Origin of the sequence: Novosphingobium oxfordense, assembly GCF_044029435.1 — a bacterium.
In the GTDB taxonomy this organism is placed as follows: Bacteria; Pseudomonadota; Alphaproteobacteria; order Sphingomonadales; family Sphingomonadaceae; genus Novosphingobium.
On the sequence record NZ_CP147005.1, the window covers coordinates 1,030,911 to 1,055,911 of the forward strand.

19 protein-coding genes and 1 tRNA gene are annotated in these 25,001 nt (G+C 65.2%); 7 read left to right on the forward strand and 13 right to left on the reverse strand.

Annotated features, from left to right (window positions below; genetic code table 11):
- The first annotated feature begins 169 nt into the window (after positions 1-169).
- On the forward strand, positions 170-487 hold the full coding sequence (locus WBP07_RS04675; protein ID WP_395394552.1) for a hypothetical protein: 318 nt from the start codon (positions 170-172) through the stop codon (positions 485-487).
- Positions 488-581: 94 nt separating this feature from the next.
- Here the strand turns inward: WBP07_RS04675 and WBP07_RS04680 are convergent, their stop codons facing one another.
- Together WBP07_RS04680 and WBP07_RS04685 are read right to left on the reverse strand one after the other, a co-directional pair.
- The gene (locus WBP07_RS04680; protein WP_395394554.1) at positions 582-1,070 is read right to left on the reverse strand and encodes a MarR family winged helix-turn-helix transcriptional regulator; all 489 of its coding nucleotides are present in this window, start codon (positions 1,068-1,070) and stop codon (positions 582-584) included.
- A gap of 20 nt (positions 1,071-1,090) precedes the next feature.
- Positions 1,091-2,344 (reverse strand): acetyl-CoA C-acetyltransferase, encoded by a 1,254-nt coding sequence (locus WBP07_RS04685; protein WP_395394555.1) that lies wholly within the window; start codon positions 2,342-2,344, stop codon positions 1,091-1,093.
- A gap of 287 nt (positions 2,345-2,631) precedes the next feature.
- On the opposite strand from WBP07_RS04685, the gene WBP07_RS04690 reads away from it, so the two are divergent.
- On the forward strand, positions 2,632-4,284 hold the full coding sequence (locus WBP07_RS04690) for an MFS transporter (RefSeq protein WP_395394556.1): 1,653 nt from the start codon (positions 2,632-2,634) through the stop codon (positions 4,282-4,284).
- 86 nt (positions 4,285-4,370) lie between these two features.
- Positions 4,371-5,408 carry a dihydrodipicolinate reductase gene (locus tag WBP07_RS04695; protein ID WP_395394557.1) on the forward strand — a complete coding sequence of 346 codons (1,038 nt, stop codon included), beginning with the start codon at positions 4,371-4,373 and terminating at the stop codon, positions 5,406-5,408.
- Position 5,409: 1 nt separating this feature from the next.
- On the opposite strand, the gene WBP07_RS04700 is transcribed toward WBP07_RS04695, so the two are convergent.
- From WBP07_RS04700 to WBP07_RS04710, 3 genes are read right to left on the reverse strand one after another with little or no spacing between them, the layout of a single operon-like run.
- Positions 5,410-6,819: an efflux transporter outer membrane subunit gene (locus WBP07_RS04700; RefSeq protein WP_395394559.1), complete on the reverse strand. Its 1,410-nt coding sequence runs from the start codon at positions 6,817-6,819 to the stop codon at positions 5,410-5,412.
- Entirely contained in the window at positions 6,816-10,013 is a 3,198-nt protein-coding gene (locus tag WBP07_RS04705) for a multidrug efflux RND transporter permease subunit (protein WP_395394561.1), read from the reverse strand. Before WBP07_RS04705 ends, WBP07_RS04700 begins: the two co-directional genes overlap by 4 nt.
- A 7-nt stretch (positions 10,014-10,020) precedes the next feature.
- The gene (locus WBP07_RS04710; protein WP_395394562.1) at positions 10,021-11,208 is read right to left on the reverse strand and encodes an efflux RND transporter periplasmic adaptor subunit; all 1,188 of its coding nucleotides are present in this window, start codon (positions 11,206-11,208) and stop codon (positions 10,021-10,023) included.
- A 263-nt stretch (positions 11,209-11,471) separates the two neighbouring features.
- Here WBP07_RS04710 and WBP07_RS04715 point away from each other — a divergent pair, with 263 nt between their 5' ends.
- Positions 11,472-11,774, forward strand: coding sequence for a hypothetical protein (locus WBP07_RS04715; protein ID WP_395394563.1), 303 nt, complete (start codon positions 11,472-11,474; stop codon positions 11,772-11,774).
- Between the two features lie 59 nt (positions 11,775-11,833).
- Here WBP07_RS04715 and WBP07_RS04720 read toward each other — a convergent pair.
- The 5 genes from WBP07_RS04720 to infA form a co-directional block, all read right to left on the reverse strand.
- Positions 11,834-11,909 (reverse strand) — tRNA-Phe (locus WBP07_RS04720).
- A gap of 100 nt (positions 11,910-12,009) precedes the next feature.
- Positions 12,010-12,201, reverse strand: a complete 192-nt coding sequence (locus WBP07_RS04725) for a DNA gyrase inhibitor YacG (RefSeq protein WP_395394564.1) — start codon at positions 12,199-12,201, stop codon at positions 12,010-12,012.
- Positions 12,198-13,172, reverse strand: coding sequence for a ribonuclease E/G (locus WBP07_RS04730; RefSeq protein ID WP_395394565.1), 975 nt, complete (start codon positions 13,170-13,172; stop codon positions 12,198-12,200). The genes WBP07_RS04725 and WBP07_RS04730 overlap by 4 nt, the downstream gene beginning before the upstream one ends.
- Entirely contained in the window at positions 13,165-13,827 is a 663-nt protein-coding gene (locus WBP07_RS04735) for a Maf family protein (protein WP_395394566.1), read from the reverse strand. Before WBP07_RS04735 ends, WBP07_RS04730 begins: the two co-directional genes overlap by 8 nt.
- Before the next feature lie 16 nt (positions 13,828-13,843).
- Positions 13,844-14,089, reverse strand: a complete 246-nt coding sequence (gene infA, locus WBP07_RS04740) for a translation initiation factor IF-1 (RefSeq protein WP_007014967.1) — start codon at positions 14,087-14,089, stop codon at positions 13,844-13,846.
- Positions 14,090-14,353: 264 nt separating this feature from the next.
- Between infA and WBP07_RS04745 the strand changes: the two genes are divergently transcribed.
- Positions 14,354-16,885, forward strand: a complete 2,532-nt coding sequence (locus WBP07_RS04745) for a TonB-dependent receptor plug domain-containing protein (RefSeq protein ID WP_395394568.1) — start codon at positions 14,354-14,356, stop codon at positions 16,883-16,885.
- Positions 16,886-16,996: 111 nt separating this feature from the next.
- The gene (uvrC, locus tag WBP07_RS04750) at positions 16,997-18,940 is read left to right on the forward strand and encodes an excinuclease ABC subunit UvrC (protein WP_395395722.1); all 1,944 of its coding nucleotides are present in this window, start codon (positions 16,997-16,999) and stop codon (positions 18,938-18,940) included.
- Between the two features lie 112 nt (positions 18,941-19,052).
- On the opposite strand, the gene WBP07_RS04755 is transcribed toward uvrC, so the two are convergent.
- Positions 19,053-19,736, reverse strand: coding sequence for a hypothetical protein (locus tag WBP07_RS04755; RefSeq protein ID WP_395394569.1), 684 nt, complete (start codon positions 19,734-19,736; stop codon positions 19,053-19,055).
- Positions 19,737-19,979: 243 nt separating this feature from the next.
- Here WBP07_RS04755 and WBP07_RS04760 point away from each other — a divergent pair, with 243 nt between their 5' ends.
- On the forward strand, positions 19,980-22,682 hold the full coding sequence (locus WBP07_RS04760; RefSeq protein WP_395394570.1) for a M1 family metallopeptidase: 2,703 nt from the start codon (positions 19,980-19,982) through the stop codon (positions 22,680-22,682).
- Positions 22,683-22,872: 190 nt separating this feature from the next.
- Here the strand turns inward: WBP07_RS04760 and WBP07_RS04765 are convergent, their stop codons facing one another.
- Together WBP07_RS04765 and WBP07_RS04770 are read right to left on the reverse strand one after the other, a co-directional pair.
- Positions 22,873-23,736 (reverse strand): transcriptional regulator, encoded by an 864-nt coding sequence (locus WBP07_RS04765; protein ID WP_395394571.1) that lies wholly within the window; start codon positions 23,734-23,736, stop codon positions 22,873-22,875.
- Positions 23,733-24,893 carry a GNAT family N-acetyltransferase gene (locus WBP07_RS04770; protein ID WP_395394572.1) on the reverse strand — a complete coding sequence of 387 codons (1,161 nt, stop codon included), beginning with the start codon at positions 24,891-24,893 and terminating at the stop codon, positions 23,733-23,735. The genes WBP07_RS04765 and WBP07_RS04770 overlap by 4 nt, the downstream gene beginning before the upstream one ends.
- Positions 24,894-25,001: the final 108 nt, after the last annotated feature.

Below are 25,001 nucleotides of genomic sequence, written 5' to 3' on the forward strand. Positions count from 1 at the left end.
CATGCTGCGGTGCGACAGGCATGGCGACCCGCGAAACCGCGCTACGGCGATGGTTGCGAAAAAAGTTTGTGCAGTTGCGGCAATCGCAATTGACACCTAGGCGAGTAATTACTAACCTAGGTGAGTAAATCGCGGGATGACCCCGCTTCAATGTTTTGGAGAGTATCCCATGAAGAAGTTCATCGCCCTTGCCGCCGTCGCTTCGATCGCCTCTTTCGCCGTCGTTCCGGCTGCCTTCGCTGAAACCAACCAGTCTGTTCGCGCCGTGACCGAAGAAGCTGCCGCTCCGGTCGACCTGAGCGCCGGCAAGATGCTCTATGCCGCCAACGGCACCCGCATCGCCCCGATCTACCGCGTTGCTGCCGACGGCAACCCGCAGGTGATCCTCAACGGCCGCCTGATCACCGTTCCGGCCACCAGCCTGACCGATGCCCAGGGCAAGCTGACCACCTCGCTGACCAAGAAGGACCTCGCTTCGGCGAAGTAATCCTTCCAATCGGTTGGAAACAGAAAAGGGCGGCACTTCGGTGCCGCCCTTCTTCGTTTGCGCACTGTGAATTTGCGCAATGTAGAAAGGAACGTCAGCCGCGGCTGACGTTGTCATAAATGCGGCTGAGGTAGTCGCGAAGTTGGCTAGCTTCTTCGTCAGAAAAGCCGTTGAACATGCGCGCTTCGGCCTCTGACGCGATGTGGCCCAGCTTGTCGAGCAGAGGATGCGCGGCGTCGGTGACGTAGACTGAGCGGGCGCGGCGGTCGTCGCGGCGATCGCGCCGTTCCAGCAGGCCATCGGCGCAGAGCCGGTCGATCAGACGCCCGGCCGAGGCTTCCGACATCTCCAGGTATTCGGCGATGGTGCGCTGGGTCGAACCCGGATAGCGCGCGACCACTGCGATCATCGTCCATTGCGAGCGCGTGACGCTCAGTTCGGTAACAAGCCGGTCGAAGTTATTGCGCTGTAGACGTGCGATCACCGTCAACCGCAGGCTCACCTGGCGGCGCGGGCTCTCGGTCTTGTCGTTCAGGACATCGCCAAGTTTGCCCGTCAATTTCTCTTCCGCCTCGGTGGCCACACGTATCTCCTTGTAATGACTTAAATGCGTTCGATGATGATGGCAGGGGCCATGCCGCCTGCCGCACACATGGTGATCAGGCCATAGCGCCCGCCGGTGCGTTCCAGTTCGTCCAGCGCGGTGCCGATCAGGATCGCGCCGGTCGCGCCGATGGGGTGGCCTAGCGCTATGGAACCGCCGTTGGGATTCACTTTTGCGCGGTCGAGATCGAGATCGCGGATCAGCTTTTCGACGACGACGGCGAAAGCCTCGTTCACTTCCCAGACGTCGATCTGGTCCTTGGTAAGCCCGGCCTTGGCGAGAACCTTCTTGGCCGCCGGCACCGGGCCGTTGAGCATGAGCGTCGGGCAATCGCCGATTTCCGCCATGGCGACAATGCGGGCGCGGGGCTTGAGGCCGTGCTTTTCCGCATAATCCTTGGAAGCGAGCAGGATTGCCGAAGCGCCGTCCACTACGCCCGAGGAAATGCCGACATGGTGGATCGGCTTCACGTCAAGGTCCGGATAGACCTGGTTGACCAGTTCCACATAGGTCTTGCCGCCGGGCGCGGAGGGCATGTTGTAGAACATCTCGAACGCGGGCTTGAGCTGGGCGAGGCCTTCGACCGTGGTGTCGGGGCGAGGGTATTCCTCGTGATCGAGGATCACGTTGCCCTCGTCATCCTTCACGACGATGGTCGATTTGTCGAAGCGGCCTTCCGCAATGGCGATGGCGGCGCGGCGCTGGCTTTCGACGCCGAGCGCTTCCAGTTCCTCGCGCGTGATACCTTCCATCGCGGCGATGGCGTCTGCGGCGATGCCCTGGTTGGTCTGCGGATGCTTGGCCTGGAGGCGGGGATTGCCCGCGCCCATGCCCGCGCTGCCGACGCCGGCCTCGCGCATCTTCATGCCGTGGGCATTCGCGTAGGAGAGCATGTCCATGCCGCCGGCCACCATCAGGTCGGACATGCCGGACATGATCATTGCGGCGGAAAGGTTGGTGGCGGTGATGCTGGATCCGCAGAAGCGATTGAGCGTGACGCCGCCGGCCCGCACATCGTAGCCGGCATCAAGCGCGGCCATGCGGCCGATGTCGCCGCCCTGAAGCCCGATCGCGGCCGAAACGCCCCAGATCACGTCATCGACATCGGCGGTGTCGATCGCGTTGCGCTCCTTGATCGCGGCAAGCACGGTGGCGGACAGGTGTTCGGGATGCATTTGCGAAAGCGCACCCTTGCCCATCTTGCCGATGCTGCGCGGCGTGCGGACAGTGTCGATGATCCAGGCTTCGGTCACGATCGGATCTCCTCAATTTCCCAGACGGGCGCGTGATATGTGGCGCCGTTTGCCGAGGTCATGCTGGCAGGTCGGGGGAATTGCAATTGGAGGGGGCTGTCCTATCGCAGCGGCGATTGCTTTCATTTGAAAGTATATCGTGGCTCATGTTCACCCCGTCAACCTTTGCAGCTGGAACAATAGATCGTGGCGGCGGAGCGGCCGCGCTTGACGTAGCCAGTTGGACCGACCCAACATTGCGAAGGGACAGGACGAAGGGGAAATGCGTGCCGGCAAGCCAGGAGCCGATGGAGACTGCATCCGCTGGCGGCGCCTTTGCGCCTTTGCGGGAACCGACGTTCCGGCGGATCTGGACCGCCAGCCTGTTTTCCAATTTCGGACAGTTGTTTCTGGGCGTCGGCGCGGCCTGGGAGATGACCAGGCTCACCAGTTCGGCGGAGATGGTTGCACTCGTGCAGAGCGCGATGATGCTGCCGCTGATGGTGGTGACGCTGCCCGCCGGTGCCATCGCCGACATGTTCGACCGCCGCCGCATCGCCATGAGCGGGCTGGCGTTCAGTTCGATCTGCGCGGCAACGCTGGCGGCGATTGCCTTTCTGGGCCTTGTGACGCCGTGGCTGCTGCTGGCGTTCTGCGCGCTGATCGGTGCGGGCGTGGCGCTCTATTCGCCGTCCTGGCAGGCCTCGATCCCCGAGCAGGTTTCGCGCGAGCACTTACCCGCAGCGGTGGCGCTGGGGACGATCAGCTACAACGTTGCGCGCAGTTTCGGGCCGGCCTTGGGCGGGCTGATCGTCGTGCTTTACGGTGTGCGCGTGGTCTTCGGAATGACGGCGCTGCTCTACCTGCCGCTGCTGTTCGCGTTCTTCCTCTGGCGCCGTCGGCATATTCCCTCCCGCCTGCCGCCCGAGCGGATGGACCGGGCAATGCTGGGCGGCGCGCGCTATGCGCTGCATGCCCCGGCCATCCGCACCGCCTTGCTGCGGGTGCTCACCTTCGGACTTTCGACCGCGACGGCCTCCGCATTGGCCCCGTTGATCGCGCGTGACCTGCTGCACGGCAATGCCGCGACTTACGGGTTGCTGCTGGGCGCGCAGGGTGTGGGTGCGGTCGCCGGGGCGCTGTTCGTCAGCCGCATTCGTGAGGCGATATCCACCGAACTGGCGGTGCGGATTTTCGCGATCGGCACCGGCGTTGCGCTGGCGGTGATCGGGTTCAGCCATGCCCTGCTGCTGACTTGTGCGGCATTTCTGGTGGTGGGCGCCTGCAACATCCTGACGATCGCGATGCTCAATGTCACCGTGCAGCTTTCGGCGCCGCGCTGGGTGACGGCGCGGGCACTTTCGCTGTTTTCCTCTGCCATCACCGCCGGCATCGGCATCGGGGCATGGGTTTGGGGGCAGGTGGCGCAGCAGACGGGCGTGGCGAACGCCATACTCGCTTCGGGCGTGGCGGTGGCGGCGACGGCGCTGCTGGGTTTCGTCCTGCCGATTGCCCGCGATGCGCTGAGCGGCACGTCCGAAGCGCCGCTGGGTCATGAACCCGAAGTGGGCATGGCGCTGACGCTGCGGTCCGGGCCGGTGGTGATCGAGGTCGATTACGACGTCGACCCCATCCATGCGCGCGAATTCTATGCGGCGATGATGAAGATGCAGTCCATGCGCAAGCGCAACGGCGCCTTCGCATGGTCGATAGCGCGCGACATCGCCAATCCGGCGCTCTGGACGGAGCGGTATCATTGCCCGACCTGGGGCGATTACCTGCGCCTGCGCGATCGCTTTACCGAGGCGGATCTTGCCGTTCAGGCGGCGGCCGACGCGTTCCATCGTCGCGGCGAGGGTGCGCGGGTGCGCCGCCAGCTTGAGCGGCCGTTCGGGTCGGTACGCTGGAAGGCGGAATCCTACGATCCGCAGCAGGAGACGGTGGGCTGGATCGCGCCCTGATCGCGGTTTGAGCTTGGTCCCCATACGGGAATTGCCGTGTCTCGCAGTGACTGGCGAGATGGAGCGATAAATCGGGAGAGTGGCGAATGCAGGAAAAGACCTGGCGCGTGGTGCAATGGGCCACGGGCAACATCGGCAGCCGTGCGCTGCGCACCGTGATCGAGCATCCGCGCATGGAACTGGTGGGCCTCTGGGTCTCCTCGCCCGGGAAGGTGGGCAAGGACGCGGGCGAGCTTTGCGGCCTTCCTGCGACCGGCGTGAAGGCCACCAATTCGCTGGACGATATCCTCAAGCTCGATGCCGACTGCGTGCTCTACATGCGGCAGGGCACTGACTGGGACGAGCTTTGCGCGCTGCTGGAATCGGGCAAGAACGTCGTCACCACGCGCGGCGACTTCCACAACCCCCGCCTGATCGACAAGGAGCTGCGCACGCGCGTGGAAGCCGCCTGCGCCAAGGGTGGCACTTCGGTCTATTCCACCGGATCGAGCCCGGGTTTCATTACCGAAGCGCTTGCGATCCCCTTGCTGTCGCTGGAGCGGCGCCACGGGGTGCTGACCATCGATGAGTTTGCCGATGTCTCCAGCCGCGATTCGCCGGACATGCTGTTCCAGATCATGGGCTTCGGCGCGGAAATGGCGCCGTTCGATCAGCGCCGGGCCGAACATCTGAAAGGCGATTTCGGCAGCTCGTTGTCGCAAGTCGCCGATGCCATGGGGCTGACGATCGACGCGATAGAGGCGTTCGGAGAGCTATCGGCCACGAAGCAGGACCTGACCATCGCTGCCGGCACCGTGCCGGCGGGCACGGTCGGCGCCATGCGCACGACGATCACGTGCCTGCACAAGGGCGAGCCGGTGATGCGGTTCCGCGCCAACTGGTACGTGACGACGGATATCGAGCACGACTGGGATCTGCGCGAATCGGGCTGGCGGGTGACGACGAGCGGCGATGCGCCGGTGCGGATGGACATCATGTTCCCCGTCGCGCCGGAGGACTATGCCGCCTTCACGCCGGGCCTGACCGCGCATCGTCCGGTCAATGCGATTCCCGCCGTTTGCGCGGCGGCGCCGGGCATCAGGACGACCGTGGACCTGCCACAGATCGTCCCGATTTTCGCCTGAGTTACGGCTGCTCGGGCGCGGTCGCCTGATCGCCCCCGAGCACGCGGTAAAGCGTGACGCGGTTGCTGGCGACGGCAAGGCGCACGGCGATTTCCTGCTTGCGCGCGGTGTAGAGGCTGCGCTGTGCGTCCAGGTTGTCCAGCGAACTGCTGATACCCTGTTTGTAGCTGGCCTCGGTCAGATGCGCGGTGTCTGCTGCGGCATTGGTATAGGCGCTGGCGGCACGCAGGCGCTCGTCCAGCGTGCCCTGATCTGCCAATGCGTCGGCCACTTCGCTGAAGGCGGTCTGGATCGACTTTTCGTACGTGGCCAGCGCGGCATCGCGCTTGGCCTTCGACACATCGACATTCGCTGCCTTCCCGCCGGCGTTGAAGATCGACCAACTGGCATCGGCACCGGCGGTGGCCGAGAAGGCGCCCTTGTCGAACAGCGAGGACAGCGAGCCGCTGGCAAATCCAAGCAGCCCGGTGATCGAGATCGAGGGGAACAGCTCGGCCCGCGCCACGCCGATATCGGCATTGGCGGCGCGCAGGTCGTATTCGGCGCCCACCACGTCCGGGCGGCGGAGCAGGACTTGCGAACTGGTGCCGGCGGGCAGCACCGCGAGCGAGGCATTGACCTCGTCGATACCGCCGGGAAGCAGGCCCTCGTCGAAATCGGCGCCGACCAGCAGGCGGATCGCGTTCACGTCCTGCGCCAGCGCGGTCTTCTGCGCGGCGAGGTCGCCCTTGGCGGTTTCCAGGACCTGTTCGGCCTGGCGCAGATCGGTACGCGGAGAAACGCCGCCCTTGAGGCGCGCGCCGGTCAGCGCGACCGAGCGATCGGCATTGGCGGCGGTGGCTTCGGCGATCTTCAGCAAATCATTGTCAGCCGCGTAGTTCGCCCAGGCCTGCGCCAGATCGGCGACAAGGCCGAGGCGGACGGTGCGCGCGGCCGCTTCGGTGGAGACCGCGGTGTCACGCTGCGCCTGCGTGGCGCTGGCATACTTGCCGAAGAAGTCGATCTCGAAGCTGGAAATGCCGCCCTTGAGAGAGAGCGCGGTGGCGTCTCCCGGCCCGTTCACCTCGGTTCGGGTGCCCGATCCGGTCACGCCGATCGCGGGCAACTGGTTCGCGCGGGTGACACGCACTTGCGCGCGGGCCGCTGCGACATTGGCCGCCGCCACCCGCAAGTCGCGGTTGTTGGTGAGGGCCTGTTCGACCAGCTTCTGCAGATGCGGGTCGCGGAAAATCTCCGTGTAGGAGACCAGTGGCAGGTTCGCCTCGCTCTGCGCCAGATAGGCATCGCCCACCGGCCAGGACGCCGGAGCGGGCAGCGCCGGCTGCACATACTTCGGGGCCAGCGAACAGGCGCCCAGCGCCATGGCGGGCAGGGTGAGCGTCGCCAGTTTCAGAATGCGGGAGCGGATCATGCGGCGTCTCCCCGGTTGGTGCGGCGTTTGCGCAGATAGCGGCGCGCGGCTGCCACGCCCTCGCGCACGCTGCGGCGCACGATCACGAAGAACAGCGGGATGAAGAAGATCGCCAGCAGCGTGGCGGTCAGCATGCCGCCGACCACAGCCGTACCGATGGCGATACGGCTGTTGGCGCCCGCGCCGCTCGCCACAGCCAGCGGCAGCACGCCGAAGATGAAGGCGAAGCTGGTCATCAGGATCGGGCGCAGGCGGATGCGCGCGGCTTCCAGTGCTGCCTCGATCACGCGCTTGCCCTGCTTTTCCGCCTGTTCGGCGAATTCGATCATCAGGATCGCGTTCTTGGCGGCAAGGCCCATGGTCGTAAGCAGGCCGATCTGGAGATAGACGTCGTTCTCAAGCCCGCGCAGCGTCACCGCCAGGATCGCGCCCAGCAGGCCGAGCGGGATGATCAGGATCACCGCGATCGGGATCGACCAGCTTTCGTAGAGCGCGGCAAGGCAAAGGAACACCACCAGCAGCGACAGCGCGTAGAGAACCGGCGCCTGACCGGAGGACAGCCGCTCCTGATACGACGATCCCGACCATGCGACGGCTGTGCCGGGGATCTGGCTGGCAAGGTCTTCCATGATCTGCATCGCCGTGCCCGAACTGACGCCGGGCGAGGGCGTGCCGGAGAACTCGTAAGCCTGAAGACCGTTGAAGCGCGAGGTGGAGCTAGGCGCAGTGGACCAGCTCAGCGTCGAGAACGCGGAGAAGGGCGCCATCTGGCCACTGGTGCCACGCACGAACCAGCGTGCGAGGTCTTCGGGGCGTGAGCGGAACTGCGCATCGCCCTGAACGTAGACCTTCTTCACACGGCCCTTGTCGAGGAAGTCGTTCACGTACGTGCCGCCCCAAGCCGTTTGCAGCGTGGAGTTCGCATTGGCGGCGGTCAGGCCATAGGCCGTCAGGGCGCGCGTGTTGGTGGCGATCTTCAGCGTGGAGACTTCGGGAAGGTCGCTCAGGCGCACATTGGTCAGGCGGCTGTCGGCGGCAGCCTTGGCCAGCAACTGGTCACGCGCCTGCTGGAACTGGGCGCGCGTCATGCCCGAGCGGTTCTGCAGTTCCATCGTGAAGCCCGACGATGCGCCAAGGCCGCGGATCGCGCCGGGAACCAGCGTGAACACCTGAGCGTCGCGCAGGCCACGGAAAGCCCCGTTGGCGCGCTGGACGATGGCGTCGGCCGTGTTCTTGGAGCCGGGGCGGCTGTCCCAATCGACCAGCGTGACGAAGGCCTGTCCGGTGTTCTGGCCCGCCGCGCCCTGTCCGCCGCCGGAGACGGTGAACATGCTGGCGACATTGTCCTTTTCGTACTTCGCGAAATACTGTTCGATCTGGCGCTGCACTTCCTCGGTACGCGTGCGGGGCGAACCGGCGGGAAGGCGCCACTGCACCATGATGGAGCCCTGATCCTCGTTCGGCAGGAAGCCGGTGGGCAAGCGCTTGAACAGGATGAAAGTTGCGGCGCAGGCGACAAGGAACAGCAGTACCCAGCGCCACTTATGCTCGACCACGCGCTCGACACGGCGGCCGTAGGCATTGGTCATCCGCTCGAAGCCGCCGTTGAAGCCGGTGTGGAAGCGATGCCAGATCCTGGCGAGCCAGGGCATGTGGCGATCGACCCAGTTGGGCTCTTCCTTGCCGTGAGTCTTGGCCTTCAGCAGTGTTGCCGTCAGCGCCGGGCTGAGGATCAGCGCGACCAGTACCGAGAGGACCATCGCGACGACGATCGTCAGCGAGAACTGGCGATAGATCACGCCGGTCGATCCGCCGAAGAAGGCCATCGGCAGGAACACGGCGGAAAGCACCAGCGCGATGGCGACAAGCGCGACCTGGATTTCCTCCATCGACTTGATGGTGGCCTGCCGGGCAGACATGCCCGGGTTTTCTTCCAGCAATCGTTCGACGTTCTCGACGACGACGATCGCGTCGTCGACCAGCAGGCCGATCGCGAGCACGAGGCCGAACAGCGTCAGCGTATTGATCGTGAACCCGGCAACGTAGAACACCGCGAAGGTGCCCAGCAGCACCACCGGCACGGCGATCGCAGGGATCAGCGTGGCGCGCCAGCTTTGCAGGAACACGAACATCACGATGACGACCAGCACGATCGCCTCGAACAGCGCCTTTTCGACTTCGGAAACCGAAAGCTTGATGAAGGCGGTGGAATCGTTGCCGTAAGTGTAGTCGAGCCCATCGGGCATGCCCTGGGCGAGATGGTCCATCTCCGCCTTCACGCGCTCTGCCGTCGCCAGCGCGTCGGCGCCGGGGGAGAGCGAGATGGAGATGCCGGCGCCGGGATGGCCGTTGATGCGGCTGATCGTGCTGTAGTTCTCCGCACCGATCTCCACGCGGGCAACATCGCCGATGGTGACCGAGGAGCCGTCGGTATTCGTCTTCAGGACGATGTTGCGGAACTGATCGACCGTCTGCAGGCGCGAACCGGCGGTGACGATGGCGTCGATCGCCTGGTCCTGAGGCGCAGGCAGGCCGCCGATCTCGCCGGCGGCGACTTCGGTGTTCTGCGCGGTGATCGCCGAGGTAACGTCGCTGGGCATCAGCGATACGGCGGCCAGCTTGTTGGGATCGAGCCAGATGCGCATCGCGTGCGGCGCGCCGAACACGTTCACGTCACCCACGCCTTCCAGGCGCGAGAGCGGGTCCTGCATGTTGGAGGTGAGGTAGTCCGAAACGTCCTGGTTCGAACGGCCGTCGGTCGAGTCATAGACCGCCACCAGCAGCAGCTGGTCGGGGTTGGACTTGGTGACGGTCACGCCCTGGCTCTGCACCGCCTGCGGCAGGCGGGAGAGGGCGGACTGGACCTTGTTCTGGACCTGCACCTGCGCGATGTCAGGGTCCGTGCCCTTGGCGAAGACCGCGCTGATGGTGGCCTGGCCGCGGTTGGAGGACTGCGACGAGAAATAGAGCAGGCCGTCGATGCCGGTCAGCTGCTGCTCGATGATCTGGGTGACGCTGTTCTCGATCGTTTCGGCCGAGGCGCCGTTATAGGTCGCACGGATGTTGACCTGCGCGGGCGCGATGTCCGGGTACTGCTCGTTCGGCAGGAAGGCCAAGGCGCCGGCACCGGCCAGCATGACGATGATGGCGAGGACCCAGGCGAAGATCGGCCTGTCGATGAAGATGCGCGACATGGGAGGATCAGTGGCCCTTGGCGCCAGCGCCGCCGGCGCCGCCAGCTTCGCCGGGCTTGTGGGCCTGCGGCTTCACCTCTTGCGGGGTGGTGGAAAGAACCGCCTTGATCTCGGTGCCCTGCTTCAGGCCGTTCAGGCCCTGCACGATCACCTTGTCGCCATTGCGGAGACCGGAAGTGACCACCGAATAGGCGCCGCTGGTACGGTCCGCCACGACCTTGCGGCGGGCGGCCTTGCCGTCGTCGCCCACGACCATGACGTAAGCCGAACCGTCGAAATCGCGCTGAACGGCATTCTGGGGCACGAGGAAGGCGTTGGGGTCGTTGGCCTGATCGAACACGGCCGAGACGAACAGGCCCGGCAGCAGCAGGCCATCGGGGTTCGGGAACTTGGCGCGCAGGGTGACGGTGCCGGTGCCTTCGTCCACCGTGACTTCGGAGAACTGGACGGTGCCGGCATAAGCGTACTTGGTGCCGTCATCGAAGTTCAGGTGCACGGTGGTGCTGCCGGAAAGGACGCCGCCGGCCGAGAGCTTGCGGCGCAGGGCCGTGATTTCGGCGGCCGACTGCTGCATGTCGACATAGATCGGATCCATGCGCTGGATCACGGCCAGCGGATCGGTCTGGCTGGCACTGGCCAGTGCGCCGACGGTGATCAGCGATCGGCCGATGCGGCCGCTGATCGGCGCGGGCACGGTGGTGAAGCGCAAGTTGGTCTTGGCGGTATCGAGCGAGGCGGCGTTCTGCGCGATCGAGGCGCGGGCCGAGCGGGCCGTGGCCAGCGCATCGGCATAGTCCTGCTTGGCCACCGCTTCCATGTCGGCCAGCGGCTTGTAGCGTTCAGCCTTGGCACCGGCGGCTTCCGCCGTGGCGCGCGCGCTGGTGAGGTCCGCCTGGGCCTGGTTGACGGCTGCGCGATAGAGGCTGGGGTCGATCTGGTAGAGCGGCTGCCCCGCCTTGACGTAGCTGCCTTCGGTGAAGAGCCGCTTGGCGATCACGCCGGTGACCTGCGGGCGCACTTCGGAGGTTTCGTAAGCGACCGTGCGACCGCTCAGCGTCACCGCCACCGGCACCGTCGACTGCGCGGCGACGATATAGCCCACTTGCGCCGGCGGCTTCGATTGATCCTTGGCGCCATGGCCCGAACAGCCGGCCAGGAGCGAGGCGAGAAGCAGCGTCAGAGTGGCCCGGCGCATCGGAAGTGCCGGTAGCGTCGAAAGATTGGTCGATTTCAAGGTGCACACCGCGTATCGAAAGGTGCGCGAGCTATCGATGCATTCGGGAAACTGCGCAAGCCGCCATTTCGCAAGTGCGACAATTTGTGACCAATTGCAGTTTTTTGCAATTGCATGCCTTGCAGAATATCGGGGCATGGCGGGTTCCGGCTCCCGGTTTTTGGGCTCGCTGCATGCTTTTCGGGGCTTTGCGGCAAGCCGGGGCGAGGCGTACGCTGCGGGGTATGAACTATCTCCAGCACCCTGTCGCCGCTCTCCTGATCCAATTCCTCATCGCGCGCCTGTTTTCCAACTGGTGGGCAGGCGCCGCCATCCCCTCAGCCTATTTCGTGGGGCGGGAGATCGCACAGGCGGAGTATCGCTGGATCGAACATTTCGGCGGCGGCTTGCGCGCGAACATGCCGTGGTGGGGGCCGTTCGATTTGCGCGTCTGGACCACGCTGGATCAGTGGGTGGATTGGATCGGGCCGCTGGTGGCCACGTTCGCGCTGGCATGGATCATGACGCGTAAGGGCAGACGGGCCTGAAGGGGAAGGAACCTGACGGGGGGGGGCAAAGAAAAAGGCACCACTTCCGGTGAAGGAAGTGGTGCCCGGGGACGGAATCGAACCGCCGACACCATGATTTTCAGTCATGTGCTCTACCAACTGAGCTACCCGGGCATCCCTGGTTCGGTGCGGTGCCGAAGCGTCCGCGCCTTGTCGGTGGCGGGCCTATGGCGAAGGCGGCGGACCTTGGCAACCCTAAAATGACAACTCTGCCTCAATCGTCCTGTGGAAAATTATTTGGCCGCTCGAAATCGGGGAGATCGGGATCGGCGGGCTGGCCCGGCAAGGCATAGCCATCGTCCAGCCACTTCAGCAGATCGCGGTCGCGACAGCCCTTGGAGCAGAACGGCGTGTGTTCCTCGCTGCGTGGCTTGCCGCAGATCGGGCATTTGCGAATTTTGGTCATGACGTGATCGCCTGCGCGAATCCGCCCGTCAGCGCAAGCGTGGCGTCTTCCCGCCATTGCAGGGCGCGGCCGGTGCGGCGGGCGAGCTCCGCTTCCCATTCGGGCGAAATCTTTGTGCGTACGCGCGGATGGGCGGTGAGCAGCAGCGTGCCGGGGGCGGCCACGCGCTCGGCCCGGCGCAGCAGCAGGCGCGCGCAGGCGCCGGCAGGATCGTGGCGCAGGCGGTGGAGAATCGACGGGCGTTCCAGCTTGGCGACGATCTGCACGAAGCCGAATCCGTTCATCGCCGTGCTCTGGTGCGGCCAGTGGTCGAGCGCGGCGGCCAAAGCCTCATCCACCGCACGGCGATCGTCCTTGCGCTCCAGCGTCGGGAAATCGATGCCGATCGAGCCGCCGAGGTCGAATTGCTCGATGGCTTGCGCAATTGCCGCAACGGCAGCGCGGGCGAGGGCGGCGGGCGGCAGCGTGCCGTCGACATCGATCAATGTCATCGCCGGGGTGGGAATCACCAGAATCGCTCCGCCATCGAACGGGATTTCGCCCGAGAAGGCTTCGGCAAACAATTCGGGCCAGGGATCGTCCGGGAATGCGCGCAGCTTGCGCACGGACAGGCCTGTGGCCCGAAGCGATTCGGCAAGGGAGGGGGCAGGTCGTGCCGGCAAGTTGCTCGGCCTCGCTTGCGCGCGCTTCAGGCGGCCGGTTTCGGCAACGGCGGCGCGAGTGACGATCAGGCGAAGCGATGCGCCTTCGCTGGCGTCGGCGGGAAGGCCGTCCACCAGCGCTTCCTCGCCTGAGGGAAAGCGGGCGGTGCCGCGCTTCGATCCCTTCGCACGCGATGCGAGTACGGCATCGGCCACTTCGCCGGGCTTCAGGCCGCCATCCCATTCGAGTCTGGCGGCCAGAACTTCGCCCTTATCGACCAGGACCGCGCGACTCTCGCCGATCCCGTCTTCGACCAGCCATTCAGCCAATCGCAAATCCCGCCGCCTTGAGCAGCGCGCGGGTCTCATAGAGGGGGAGGCCGACGACGCCGGAATGGCTGCCGGAAATCCACGTGATCAGTCCTTCGGCGCTGCCCTGGATGGCATAGCCGCCGGCCTTACCGTGCCATTCGCCGCCGGCGATGTAGGCTTCGACTTCGTCCTTGGAGAGCGACTTGAAGCAGACGATCGTTTCGGACAGCCGCTCGCGCAGAGTGCCGTCGGGTGATTTCAGGGCGATGGCGGAAAGCACGCGGTGACGGCGGCCGGACAGCAGCGCAAGGCATTCGCGCGCTGTCTTCTCGTCCTCTGCCTTGGGCAGCACGCGGCGCCCGCAGGCTACCACGGTGTCGCCGGCAAGGATGTGCGCGTGGTCGGCGGCAACGGCCAGCGCCTTTTCCCGCGCCATGCGGCGGGCATAGGCGCGCGGATGCTCACGCGGATCGTGCGTTTCGTCGATATCGGCGGCGATTACGGCGTGAGGAGTCACGCCAAGCCGCCCGATCAGTTCGCGCCGACGCGGGCTCGCCGAAGCGAGGACCAGCAGCGGATCGCCGGAGGCGCTTACCGACGTGGCAGGGGCCAACGCGGCAGGGGCCGAAGCGTCAGGGCGCGATGCGATGGCGCCCCCATTGTCGGGCCCCATTGCCGGGAACGCGGCTTCAGTACTGACCGGGGCCACCGCGACCGGGCATGAAGCGGTAGGTGATACGGCCCTTGGTAAGGTCGTAAGGGGTCAGTTCGACGAGCACTTCGTCGCCAACCAGAACGCGGATGCGGTTCTTGCGCATCTTGCCCGCGGTGTGGCCGAGAATCTCGTGACCGTTTTCAAGCTCCACACGGAACATGGCGTTGGGGAGCAGTTCGACCACACGGCCGCGCATTTCGAGGAGTTCTTCTTTCGCCATCGGCGATCAATATCCATATTCTAGCTTTGTCGTTGCGGCGCGACATAGCTTCGACTCGTCGAAATTGGAAGCCTTGGCAGACACGCGGCGAAATTGGGCTTGTTTTGACGTCCTGACTTTCCCCTCCACGTCCGCTCCAACTTCGCCCTTGCGACAAAATGTTACCCGCACCCGCCTTGCGGGCATTTCGCACGCGCGGCATCAGCGCGTCGGGGTTTTGGGGCTTCCTAAAAATACATTCTTTCTTCTTGGCGGAGACCGGACTTGCGTTGCGTTCACACGATCGCCCTGGCGGCGGGCGTCAGCCTGTCGGCCATGGCGCCTGCCCTTGCATCGGCCCAGGAAAGTTCCGGAACGCCGGCGAATCCGGAGGCGGTGCAAGCCTCTGATGCGGGCCTTGCCGGCTCCGCCGGAACGGCCGTGAAAGGTGCGCCCGTCGGCGTGGTCGTGAAAGAAAACGAGATCGTCGTCACCGCCACCCGCATCGACGGTCAGCTCGACGTGCCGCAAAAGCCGATCGAAACCTTGGATGAGGATGACATCGCCGCATATGGCGTCAATTCCATCAGCGACCTGATCGACGCGATTTCCCCGCAGACTAACAGCGGTCGCGGCCGCGGCGACGGGCGGCCGGTGATCCTGGTCAACGGCCAGCGCATTACCAGTTTCCGTGAGATGCGCGACATTCCGCCGGAGGCGATCCGCCGCCTGGAAATCATGCCGGAGGAAGTGGCGCTGCGGTTCGGCTATCCGGCCAACCAGCGCGTGGTGAACATCATCCTGAAGAAGAAGTTCGCCGCCACCACCGTGGCCGGCGAATACAACCGCCCGACCGAGGGCGGCTACGACAATTACGAACTGCAAACCGGCCTTTTCAAGGTGGCCGGGCCGCGCCGCTTCAACGTCACTGCGAAGTATACCGACACCTCGATGCTCACCGAGAACGAGCGCGACGTGAAGCAGGCAGACGGGACCGCGCCCGCGCCGGGTGAGCCCGATCCCGCGCGCTATCGCAGCCTGGCGCCCGCCGATTCCGAATTTACCCTCAACGGAACGATGACGCAGGGCCTTGGCAAGGACGGCTTCGATGGCTCGTTCACCACCAACGGCACTTTCACACACTCGGTCACCAATAGCTGGTCCGGCCTGAACGACAGCGATTCGAACCTGCCCACGCAGCCGGATCCGCTGGAGACGCGGGTGGAAACGAACGAGTTCCAGGCAGGCCTGGGCTACACCCGCATGCTGGGCGCGTGGAACTTCAATGTCACCAACGACGGCAGCTACACCATTACCGAGACTGACAGCGATCAGCGCAGCAGCACATCGGGGCTGACGCCGGGTGACGGCGTGGACGAGGCGCTGAACCGAACGGCGACGCTGTCCTCGCTCGCGACGCTGTCGGGCCGGCCTTTCGTGTTGCCGGCCGGCGATGCCAGCCTGACGTTCAAGGGCGGCTACGACTATACGCACAGCACCAGCGAAAACACCGCGTCCGCCATGGATCCGGTGCGCCTGACGCGCGGCGATCTGTCGGGCGGGCTCAATCTTGCGCTGCCTTTAACCAGCCGCAGCAGCGATGTGCTGGGCGCGGTGGGCGACATCACGCTGAACCTGAGCGGCGGGCTGGACCACCTTTCCGATTTCGGCACGCTTTATAACTGGAGCGGCGGCTTGACCTGGGCGCCCACGGGCAAGCTGAGTTTTCAGGCAAGCTACATCGTCGAGGAAGCCGCGCCCACGCTGACGCAACTGGGCGCGCCGGTGGTGCAGACCTACAACGTCACCGTCTACGACTTCACCAACAGTCAGACCGCGCTGGTGACGGTGAAGAGCGGTGGCAATCCCGATCTGGTCAAGGAAAAGCAGCGCGACATCAAGATATCCGGGACTTGGCAGCTTCCCTTCATGCAGCGGTCCAACCTGCTGGTGGAATACTTCCACAATCGTTCGAACGATGTCTCCGAAGCATTTCCGATGTTCACTCCGGCGGTGGAAGCGGCATTCCCGGATCGGGTGACGCGGGATGTGAAAGGCAATCTGATCGCGCTGGATCGCCGGCCGGTCACGTTCCAGGAAGAGACGAGTTCGCGCATTCGCTGGGGCCTCAACCTGTCAGGCAACATTGGTCCGCAGCAGCAGGGTGGCCCCGGCGGTTTCGGCGGACCGCCTCCGGGGGGACCGCCGCCGAGCGGCGGTGGTTCTAGTGGCGGCTCGGGCGGAGGGAACCACTCTGGCGGCGGCGGCGGAGGCAGTGGTGGCGGCGGTTTCGGCGGTCCACCCCCGATGATGGGTGGTGGCCGCGGCCCGCAGGGCGCGCGCTGGAACTTCTCGATCTACCACACCTGGCGCTTCACGGACCGCGTGAAGCTGGCGGATGGTGTGCCGGTGCTCGATCAGCTGAATGGTGAGGCGCTCACCGCCGGCGGCGTGCCGCGCCATGTGATCGAGGCGGAAGGCGGCGTCTTCGTGAACGGCTACGGCCTTCGCCTGAAGGGCGAATGGGATGCGCCCAGCAAGGTCAACGGCACGGGCATGCCAGACAGTTCGGACTTGCGCTTTGGCAGCACTTTCGAAGTGAACCTGCGCGTGTTTGCGGATATCGGACGGAATGCCGAACTCGTGAAGAAAGTGCCGTTCTTCAAGGGTATGCGCGTGTCGTTCGTGGCCGACAACCTGCTCAATTCGCGGCAGAAGGTCACCGACGACAATGGCGTGGTGCCGACCGCCTATCAGCCGGCCTATCGCAATCCGCAAGGCCGCGTGATCGGGATCGATCTGCGAAAGATGTTCTGAGGAAGCGGGTGCCGCATCGAAAATGCCCATTCCGGCATTTTCAAGACAAACTCTGAGGATTGATTGCGGCCGGGTCTACCCGATCCGGCCGCGATACCCTATCTGGCGGGGATGGCGCGAACACCTGCCGGAACTCCCGAACACCCCAAGGGCACCGCACGCTTCAATGAGGAGCATGCGACCACGACCCTGCGCGGCTCAGACCAGCCCGACCTCCAACTGGGGGTAGAGGCGATCCGCGATACCGTGCGCACGTTGCCGGCCAAGCCCGGCGTCTATCGCATGCAGGATGCGCGTGGAGACGTGCTCTACGTAGGCAAGGCGCGGGTGCTGCGGAACCGCGTGGCGAACTATACGCAGTGGGAACGGCTGCCGATCCGCCTGCAACGCATGGTCAGCCAGACGCGCAGCATGACCATCGTCACCACCAATTCGGAGGCGGAGGCGCTGCTGCTGGAAGCGCAGCTGATCAAGCGCTTTCGCCCCGCCTACAACGTGCTGCTGCGTGACGATAAATCGTTTCCGTTCATCCTGCTGCGCGCGGATCACGATTTTCCGCGCATCATGAAGCATCGCGGTGCGCGCAAGATGAAGGGCAATTACTACGGCCCCTTCGCCAGCGCCGGATCGGTGAACACCACGATCAACGCGCTGCAAAAGCTGTTCCTGCTGCGCAGTTGCACCGACAGCTTCTTCTCCCGCCGCGACCGGCCTTGTTTGCTCTACCAGATCAAGCGCTGCTCGGCGCCTTGCGTGGGCCGCATCGACGAGGCGGGTTACGACGAACTGGTGCAGGAGGCGAAGGACTTCCTGGGCGGCAAGTCCAACGCCGTGCAGAAGAAGATCGAGAGCCAGATGGCCGAGGCGGCGGAAGCGCTGGACTTCGAACGCGCCGCGATGCTGCGGGATCGTCTGCGCGCGGCAACCTTCATCCAGGGCAGCCAGGCGATCAATGCAGAGGGCATGGACAGCGCCGACATCTTCGCAATGGCCTGCAAGAACGGCCAGATCGGCGTGCAGGCCTTCTTCATCCGCGGCGGCCAGAACTGGGGCCACCGCGCCTTCTTCCCCACTCACACCGAGGGACTGTCGGAAGAAGAAGTGTTCCAGAGCTTTCTGGCCCAATTCTACGAGGAAGTGCCGCCCGCGCGGACGATCCTGGTCGATCGCGAACTGCCCGAGGCCGAACTCATGGCAGAGGCATTCCGCGAACTGGCCGGCGGCAAGGTCGAGATCTCGGTGCCCCAGCGCGGCAATCGCCGCCGCCTGATCGAACAGGCCATGCGCAACGCCGTGGAAGCGCTGGATCGCCGCATGGCCGAGCGTGGCTCTCAGGCGAAGATCTGGCGCGAAATGGCGGAATTCCTCGAACTGCCGGACCTGCCGCAGCGCGTGGAAGTCTACGACAACTCGCATATCCAGGGCGCCAAGGCCGTGGGCGCGATGGTGGTGGCGGGGCCGGAGGGTTTCATGACCAGCCAGTACCGCAAGTTCAACATCCGCGAGGCGCAGAGCAACGACGACTTTGCGATGATGCGCGAAGTCATGACCCGCCGCTTCGGCCGCGTGCAGGAGGAAGACCCGGAGCGCGAGAGCGGCACCTGGCCCGATCTGGTGTTGATCGATGGCGGCAAGGGCCAGATGAGCGCGGTGCGCGATGCTCTGGAGGAATTGGGGATCGAGGACGTGAACCTGATCGCCATCGCCAAGGGCCCGCACCATGGGCGCGACGGGCGCGAAGTGTTCCATTTCCCCGACGGGCGCGAGAAGATGCTGCCGGTCAATTCGCCGCTGCTGTTCCATCTCCAGCGCCTGCGCGACGAAGTGCACCGCTTCGTGATCGGCGCCCACCGCGCCAAGCGCAGCCGCGCCATCACCGCGAGCCCGCTGGACGAGATTCCCGGCATCGGCCCCGCCCGCAAGCGCGCCCTGCTGCTGCATTTCGGCACGGCAGGGAAGGTGAGGGCGGCCAGCCTGGAAGACCTGCAACGCGCGCCCGGCGTCAGCGCGGCCGTGGCGCAGACGATTTTCGACTTCTACCACCCCAACGGATAGCGCTGCATATCCCGCCCGGTCTTTGGAAAGCAGGCCTCTTCGAAATCAAAACCCCGTCGTCCCCGCGAAGGCGGGGACCCCGCTTCCTTCTAGCGTTCTAGACAGTGCCAGATCACTTGCACTTCGGATGTGTACCGATATCGCGCACGTCCGTGGTCTTGCCCTCGGCCGTCGTCATCTGCACGCATTGGCTCGAAGCCCTGCGATACCAGATCGTGTAGGATGTGCTGCCAGACTGCATCGCATCGACATTGGTGAAGCCGCGATTTTTGAGTTCGACGTCGGCGCTCGAAGCGCGCCAGCCATTCATGTCGGAAACGGTGACCGCATCGGAGGCCGCCGGCGCAGTCGTCGCCGTATCCACCGGCGTGCCAGTATCCGTTGGCGTGCTATCCGTCGTCTTCTTGCCGGCAGACTTGTTCGACGCCGCTGCCGCCAGCGCCGCAATCAACGCGGCGCCGGCCACTACCGCGACCGCCGTGCCGGTGCCGGAACCGGATTTCTTCCCGCAATCCTTGGCACTCGCATCGTCGATCGACCGGATGCGGCCGTTGCGTGTCTTCACTTCCACGCAGCGGTCGTGCTTGCCGTCCCACCAGAAGGCGTGGGCGTTCCTGTCTCCGTCGTAACCGGTCTGATATCTGTACCCGCGATCCTGCAATTCGCGCTCCGCCGAGTTGGCGCGCAGGCCGATGAGATCGGACAGATTGGAATAGTCCCGCGCCATGACGGGCGTCGACATCATGAAGGCGGCAAGCATCGACGCGATGGCAATGCCGTGAACGGTCCTGGTCATTCAAAGAGGCTCCGAGTCGCACTTCGGTGTTGATAGGCTTGCAGAAAGTCCCGTGCTTGTCCCGTGATCTTGTCCCTTCGGCATTGTCCGTTCCCAATCCGGACACCAACCGCCGACAGCAATCGACCAACGACATGGGCACGGGTGGTGCCGCATGGTGCTTCGCGCTACCACGCGCGCATGACTGGTGCGGCATTCGTCCGCGCTTCAGCCCCCACGCGATTTCCGGAGCTTTCGCCCCCCATGCGTTCTTCCTTGCGTTCCCTCGCCACGGCCGGTGCCGTGGTTGCCTTCGCCGTTTCCGCCCACGCTTTCGCCGCCGCCGCGCCTGCAACGCCAGCCGTTGCCGCCGTTGCCGCCGTCGCCCCGCTGCCTGAGAGCGTGCCCAGCGATCTGCCGCGCAATGCGCGCCCGACGCACTATCGCATCGAAGTGACCCCCGATGCGCAGGCGCTGACTTTCACCGGCAAAGTCTCGATCGACGTCACGGTCTTTTCCGCCACCGACGCGCTGATGCTGCACGGCAATGGTCTTGCCGTTGCCAGCGCATCGCTGGTCGGCGCGGACGGCAAGGCGGTGACGCTGACCACCACGGTTGACGAAGCCGCCCAGACGCTGCGCTTCGCCGCGCCCAAGACGATTGCGCCGGGGCAGTACCGCCTGGATGTGGCCTATTCGGGCAAGATCGGCACGCAGCCTTCCGGCCTCTTCGCGCTCGACTATCCGGACAAGCGCACCGGGAAGGAAGCGCGCGGCCTTTTCACCCAGTTCGAGGCGCCCGACGCCCGCCGCTTCGTGCCCAGCTTCGACGAGCCTAGCTACAAGGCCACGTTCGACCTTTCGGCCGTAGTCCCGGCCGATCGCATGGCGCTGAGCAACATGCCCGTGAAGGGGCAGGAAATGCTTCCCGGCAACCTGAAGCGCGTGACTTTCGGCACCACGCCGAAGATGAGTTCGTACCTGCTGTTCTTCGGTGTGGGCGATTTCGAGCGTTCGTCGCAGAAGGCGGCGGACGGCGTCGATGTCGGCATCGTCGCGCCCACCGGCAGCGGCAAGCAGGCCGACTATGCGCGGGAGGGCCTGGCCCAGATACTGCCGTGGTACGACGACTATTTCGGCGTGAAGTTCCCACTGCCCAAGCTGGACAACATCGCTGCGCCCGGCACCTCGCAGTTCTTCGGCGCGATGGAGAACTGGGGCGCGATCATGACGTTCGAGCGTATCCTGCTGCTCGATCCCGCCACCACCAGCCCCAGTGGCGTGCAGTCGATCTATTCGGTGCAGGCGCATGAAACCGCGCACCAGTGGTTCGGCGATCTGGTGACGATGGCCTGGTGGGACGATATCTGGCTGAACGAAGGCTTCGCCAGCTGGATGGCGGACAAGGTGACCGATCATTTCCATCCGGAATGGAATTGGAGCCTTGGCGGCATCGACGGCCGCGAAGGCGCCATGGCGCTGGACGCGCTGCCCACCACGCACCCGGTGGTGCAGAAGGTGCGCACCGTCTCCGAAATGGAGCAGGCCTTCGATTCGATCACGTATCAGAAGGGGCAGGCGGTAATCGCCATGCTGGAAGACTACGTGGGCCCCGATACCTGGCGCAGCGGCATGCAGCTTTACATGAAGCGCCACGCCTATTCGAACACCTCCAGCCGCGATCTCTGGGCGGCGATGGAAGATGCCGGCGGCAAGGACGTTGACCGCATTGCAGAGGCGTTCACGCATACGCCGGGCGTGCCGTTGCTGCGCGTCAATACCGTGGCCTGCAAGGGCGGCCAGACGCGCCTGGAACTGACGCAGGACGCTTTCACGCTGGATCCGGCGTCGCGCGCGGCCGAAGCGCCGCTCTGGCCGATGCCGCTGCTCGTCCGTGTGGGTGACGCCCAGCCGGTCCGCCACCTGATGGCAGGCCGCAGCGAGAGCGTGATGCTGCCGGGCTGCGGGCCGGTGCTGGTGAACGCGGGGCAGCTTGGCTATTACCGCACGCTCTATTCGGCTCCGGCGGTCAAGGCGCTGGTCGGTGCGTTCGGCACGTTCGCTCCGATCGACCAGTACGGCCTTGCGCGCGACAATCTCTCGCTGGCGCTGGCGGGGTATCAGGACATGTCCGTCGGGCTCGACTTCCTTGCGGCCTTCCCGGGCAACGGGGACGCGACGCTGGCCGGCAAGGTGGCCGCGCAGTGGCAATCGGTCTACGGCCTGCTCGATGGCGATGCCGCCAAGCCGGCCCGTACGGCGTTGGGCGCGCGTATCTCGAAGCTCTGGTCGCCACGTCTCGACAAGTTGGGCTTCGATCCGGTCGCCGGTGAGCCGCTGGTCGATACCAAGCTGCGCGCGCAACTGATCGAGACGTTGGGCTCGGTCGGCGATCCGCGCGTGGTGGCGGAGGCGCGTCGCCGTCTTCAGGGCCTTGCCGCCGATCCCAAGTCGCTGGACGGTCCGCTGAAGGGCACCTGGCTTGCAGTCGCGGCTGCCAATGCCAACCGCGCCGATTGGGATCTGCTGCGCAAGCAGGCGGCCGGGGCGACCAGCTTCGTCGAGCGGCAGATGTACTATTCGAACCTCGGCCTCGCCAAGGACGAAGCGCTGGCAAAGGAATCGCTGGCACTGGCGATCTCGGGCACGCCCGATGCCACCAGCGCATCGCAAATCATCACCTCGGTCGCCCGTGGCCATTCGGAAATGGCGTTCGACTTCGTGCGCGCCAATCAGGACAAGGTGGATGCACTGATCGAGCATTCCGGCCGCGCCCGTTTCTTCGCGCGCATCGTTGCTGGCAGCACCGATCCGGCGATGGTCGGCAAGGTCGAAGCCCATGCCGCCACGCTTCCGGCCGACGAGGCCAAGCCGGTGGTACAGGCGCTGACCGCGCTGAAGGAACGCATCGCCAACCGCCCGCGCCAGCGCGAGCAGGTGGCGAAGTGGGTGAAGTCGGCGAAGTGATGACGAGGGGGAGGGCGCACGGCTCTCCCCTTTTTTCGGCTCTAAGCGCTAGCTTTAGTTCGTCGCCCCCGCGAAGGCGGGGGCCCCGCTTCATTCTCGCTACCTCTCAAGAACAAGCGGGATCCCCGCCTTCGCGGGATGACGGGGAGGGGAGGTAGCGTGGATCGGGATTTAGGGGGCTGGACCGCCGTTACCGCCCGATCCTGACCTTTCGCAACAATCTCCAAGCTAGGGCCTTGCCGTGATTGCGCACCGGCCAACGGCCCGGCGCTTTCGGCTTCAAGCCCAGTTTTCGCAGCACGCCGTTGAACGCCCGCGCATCCGCCTCGGCGAAGCTCCATTCGGACCGCCAGGTGATCGAGAGCGAGATCGACGGCTCGGCGCCGTTCTTCACGAAATGCGGCGCCATCACCGGCACGAAAACGGCCTCACCCGATTGAAGCGCGAACTCGCGGCCACCCTCCAGCAGTTCATCGCGCCACTTCAGTTCGCGTCCGCCACCGGTGTGATAGGTCTCATGCACTTCATCCGGCGCGAAACGAGCGTTGCCGGCCGGAAACTGCGTCATCACCTTGCGGCCGCGCACTTGCAGCAGGATGTTGTGCTCGGGGTCGAAGTGATAGGGCGTTACGCCGCCGGCCGAAGTGACGAAGATGAAGCCTTGCAGCTTCAGCATCCGCCCCGTCCGCACCTCGATGATCGGGCGCAGTTCGGAAAGCAGGTCTTCCAGCAGGCGGGCATAGTCCGGATGCTGTTCGATATTCTTGATCACCGCCCAGGAATTGGTCGTCTCGATCTCGCGGATGGTGCGGCCGATGGGGATGCCGGTGGGCTCCGGCTTGCCATCCACCCCCAGCGGTTGGTTGCCGAAGTTGTATTCGACCGAACTAGGCGGAACCCATTCCGCCAGTTGCGCCAGCGCTTCCAGTTCCAGCAGGGGATGGCTGCGCAGCCCGTGGGCCAATTTGTGCGGCACTTCGGGATAGTCGCGGGCAAAGGCATCGCGCGCCGGGGTGTCGAAGATCGGCCGATGGGGCGGGGAAAGCACGTTCATGCGCTGGGTCCTGCGGGATTGCGCGCCAGTTCGGCGGCCACGAAACGGTGGAACAGAGCACGGCGCAAGCGGCCGCCAATGGCGATGGACAGGCGCCCCACGGCGCGTCGCTCACGCCAGATATGGTCGATCATCGGATGGTCCTCCGCCGCGCAGCTATCGGTCCAATCGATCTCGGGCCGGTCGAGCATGTCGAGGTACTCGCGCTGAAGCAGCACGCCGGGTGAAAAGCGCGCGAATTGCTCATCGAACGCCGTCTTGTAGGAAAACGCGCCCGGCGGCGTCACGAATGTCGCCAGCATGGCGATAGGCTTGCCATCCAGCCTGATCGCCAGCCGTTCCAGCCGTCCGCGTGCCGCCGCGCCTGCCAGCGCTTCACCGAACAATCGGCGGGTGGCATCCATGTTGGCAAGTGCCGATCCGGCCAGGCCCTTCCAGCCGGCTGCCTCTAGGCTGAGGAATTCGCGCGCCCATTGCTCCAGTTCGCGATCATCCCGGCATCGCTCGATCGTGACATGGCCCTGTTCGCCAAGGCGGTTCCACTGGCGGCGGATTTCCTTGCGCTTCTTGCCTGAGAGCGAGCCTTCCAGATAGGCATCGGGCGAAAGCGCCGAATGCAGCAGCGCCCGTTCCTCGCGATGCACGATCTCCGCCGCGCGCGGACCCAGCACCGCCAGCAATCCGCGATGGACAGGCCCATCCAGCGCCATGGCCCGCAAATGCAGGAATAGCGCAGCCCCGCACGACGTGTCCGCCCAGTGCAGCACGGCTTGCCAGAAGGCGACTTCCGCGCCGCGTTCGACCAGCGGCGTGCCCAGGAAGGCATTGGCATGCAGCCACCCGGCAAGGTTCGGCACGGGCCAGCCGTAATAGCGCCGGCTGCGGACGATCGGCAGCAGGCCCGCAAGGCGGCCGTTCCACTCAAACCGCAGCAGGCTCACGCACTCCGCACTGCCTAGGTGGCGGAGCGAGGGCAGCAGATACCAGCTTTCGAAAAAGGGATTGGGCTCACTGGCGCGCTGCGCAAGGGCATCCCATGCCGCGATTTCCCCTTCCATTGCCCGCCACGGCACGTCCGTGATGCGTCCTTCCCCGGCGCCAGCCACGGCCGGTTCAACGGCAATCTCGTCGCGCAGCAGGGGGGAGGAACTGTGCATGGGCAATGGTTTTAACCGCACGGCTTCAAGGAAACGCTAACGCGGCTGCGGAAAAAGGAATGGCCCCGGCGGATCGCTCCACCGGGGCCATTGCCAGAGTGTGGATCG

Bases quoted from the DNA above. Each gene is read 5' to 3' on its own strand.
- WBP07_RS04700 (WP_395394559.1), bottom strand. From the start codon at position 6,819: ATGATCCGCTCCCGCATTCTGAAACTGGCGACGCTCACCCTGCCCGCC.
- WBP07_RS04770 (WP_395394572.1), bottom strand. From the start codon at position 24,893: ATGCACAGTTCCTCCCCCCTGCTGCGCGACGAGATTGCCGTTGAACCG.
- WBP07_RS04705 (WP_395394561.1), bottom strand. From the start codon at position 10,013: ATGTCGCGCATCTTCATCGACAGGCCGATCTTCGCCTGGGTCCTCGCC.
- WBP07_RS04690 (WP_395394556.1), top strand. From the start codon at position 2,632: ATGGAGACTGCATCCGCTGGCGGCGCCTTTGCGCCTTTGCGGGAACCG.
- WBP07_RS04725 (WP_395394564.1), bottom strand. From the start codon at position 12,201: ATGACCAAAATTCGCAAATGCCCGATCTGCGGCAAGCCACGCAGCGAG.
- WBP07_RS04710 (WP_395394562.1), bottom strand. From the start codon at position 11,208: ATGCGCCGGGCCACTCTGACGCTGCTTCTCGCCTCGCTCCTGGCCGGC.
- WBP07_RS04695 (WP_395394557.1), top strand. From the start codon at position 4,371: ATGCAGGAAAAGACCTGGCGCGTGGTGCAATGGGCCACGGGCAACATC.
- WBP07_RS04735 (WP_395394566.1), bottom strand. From the start codon at position 13,827: ATGGGGCCCGACAATGGGGGCGCCATCGCATCGCGCCCTGACGCTTCG.
- uvrC (WP_395395722.1), top strand. From the start codon at position 16,997: ATGGCGCGAACACCTGCCGGAACTCCCGAACACCCCAAGGGCACCGCA.
- WBP07_RS04760 (WP_395394570.1), top strand. From the start codon at position 19,980: ATGCGTTCTTCCTTGCGTTCCCTCGCCACGGCCGGTGCCGTGGTTGCC.
- WBP07_RS04715 (WP_395394563.1), top strand. From the start codon at position 11,472: ATGAACTATCTCCAGCACCCTGTCGCCGCTCTCCTGATCCAATTCCTC.
- WBP07_RS04755 (WP_395394569.1), bottom strand. From the start codon at position 19,736: ATGACCAGGACCGTTCACGGCATTGCCATCGCGTCGATGCTTGCCGCC.
- WBP07_RS04765 (WP_395394571.1), bottom strand. From the start codon at position 23,736: ATGAACGTGCTTTCCCCGCCCCATCGGCCGATCTTCGACACCCCGGCG.
- WBP07_RS04675 (WP_395394552.1), top strand. From the start codon at position 170: ATGAAGAAGTTCATCGCCCTTGCCGCCGTCGCTTCGATCGCCTCTTTC.
- infA (WP_007014967.1), bottom strand. From the start codon at position 14,089: ATGGCGAAAGAAGAACTCCTCGAAATGCGCGGCCGTGTGGTCGAACTG.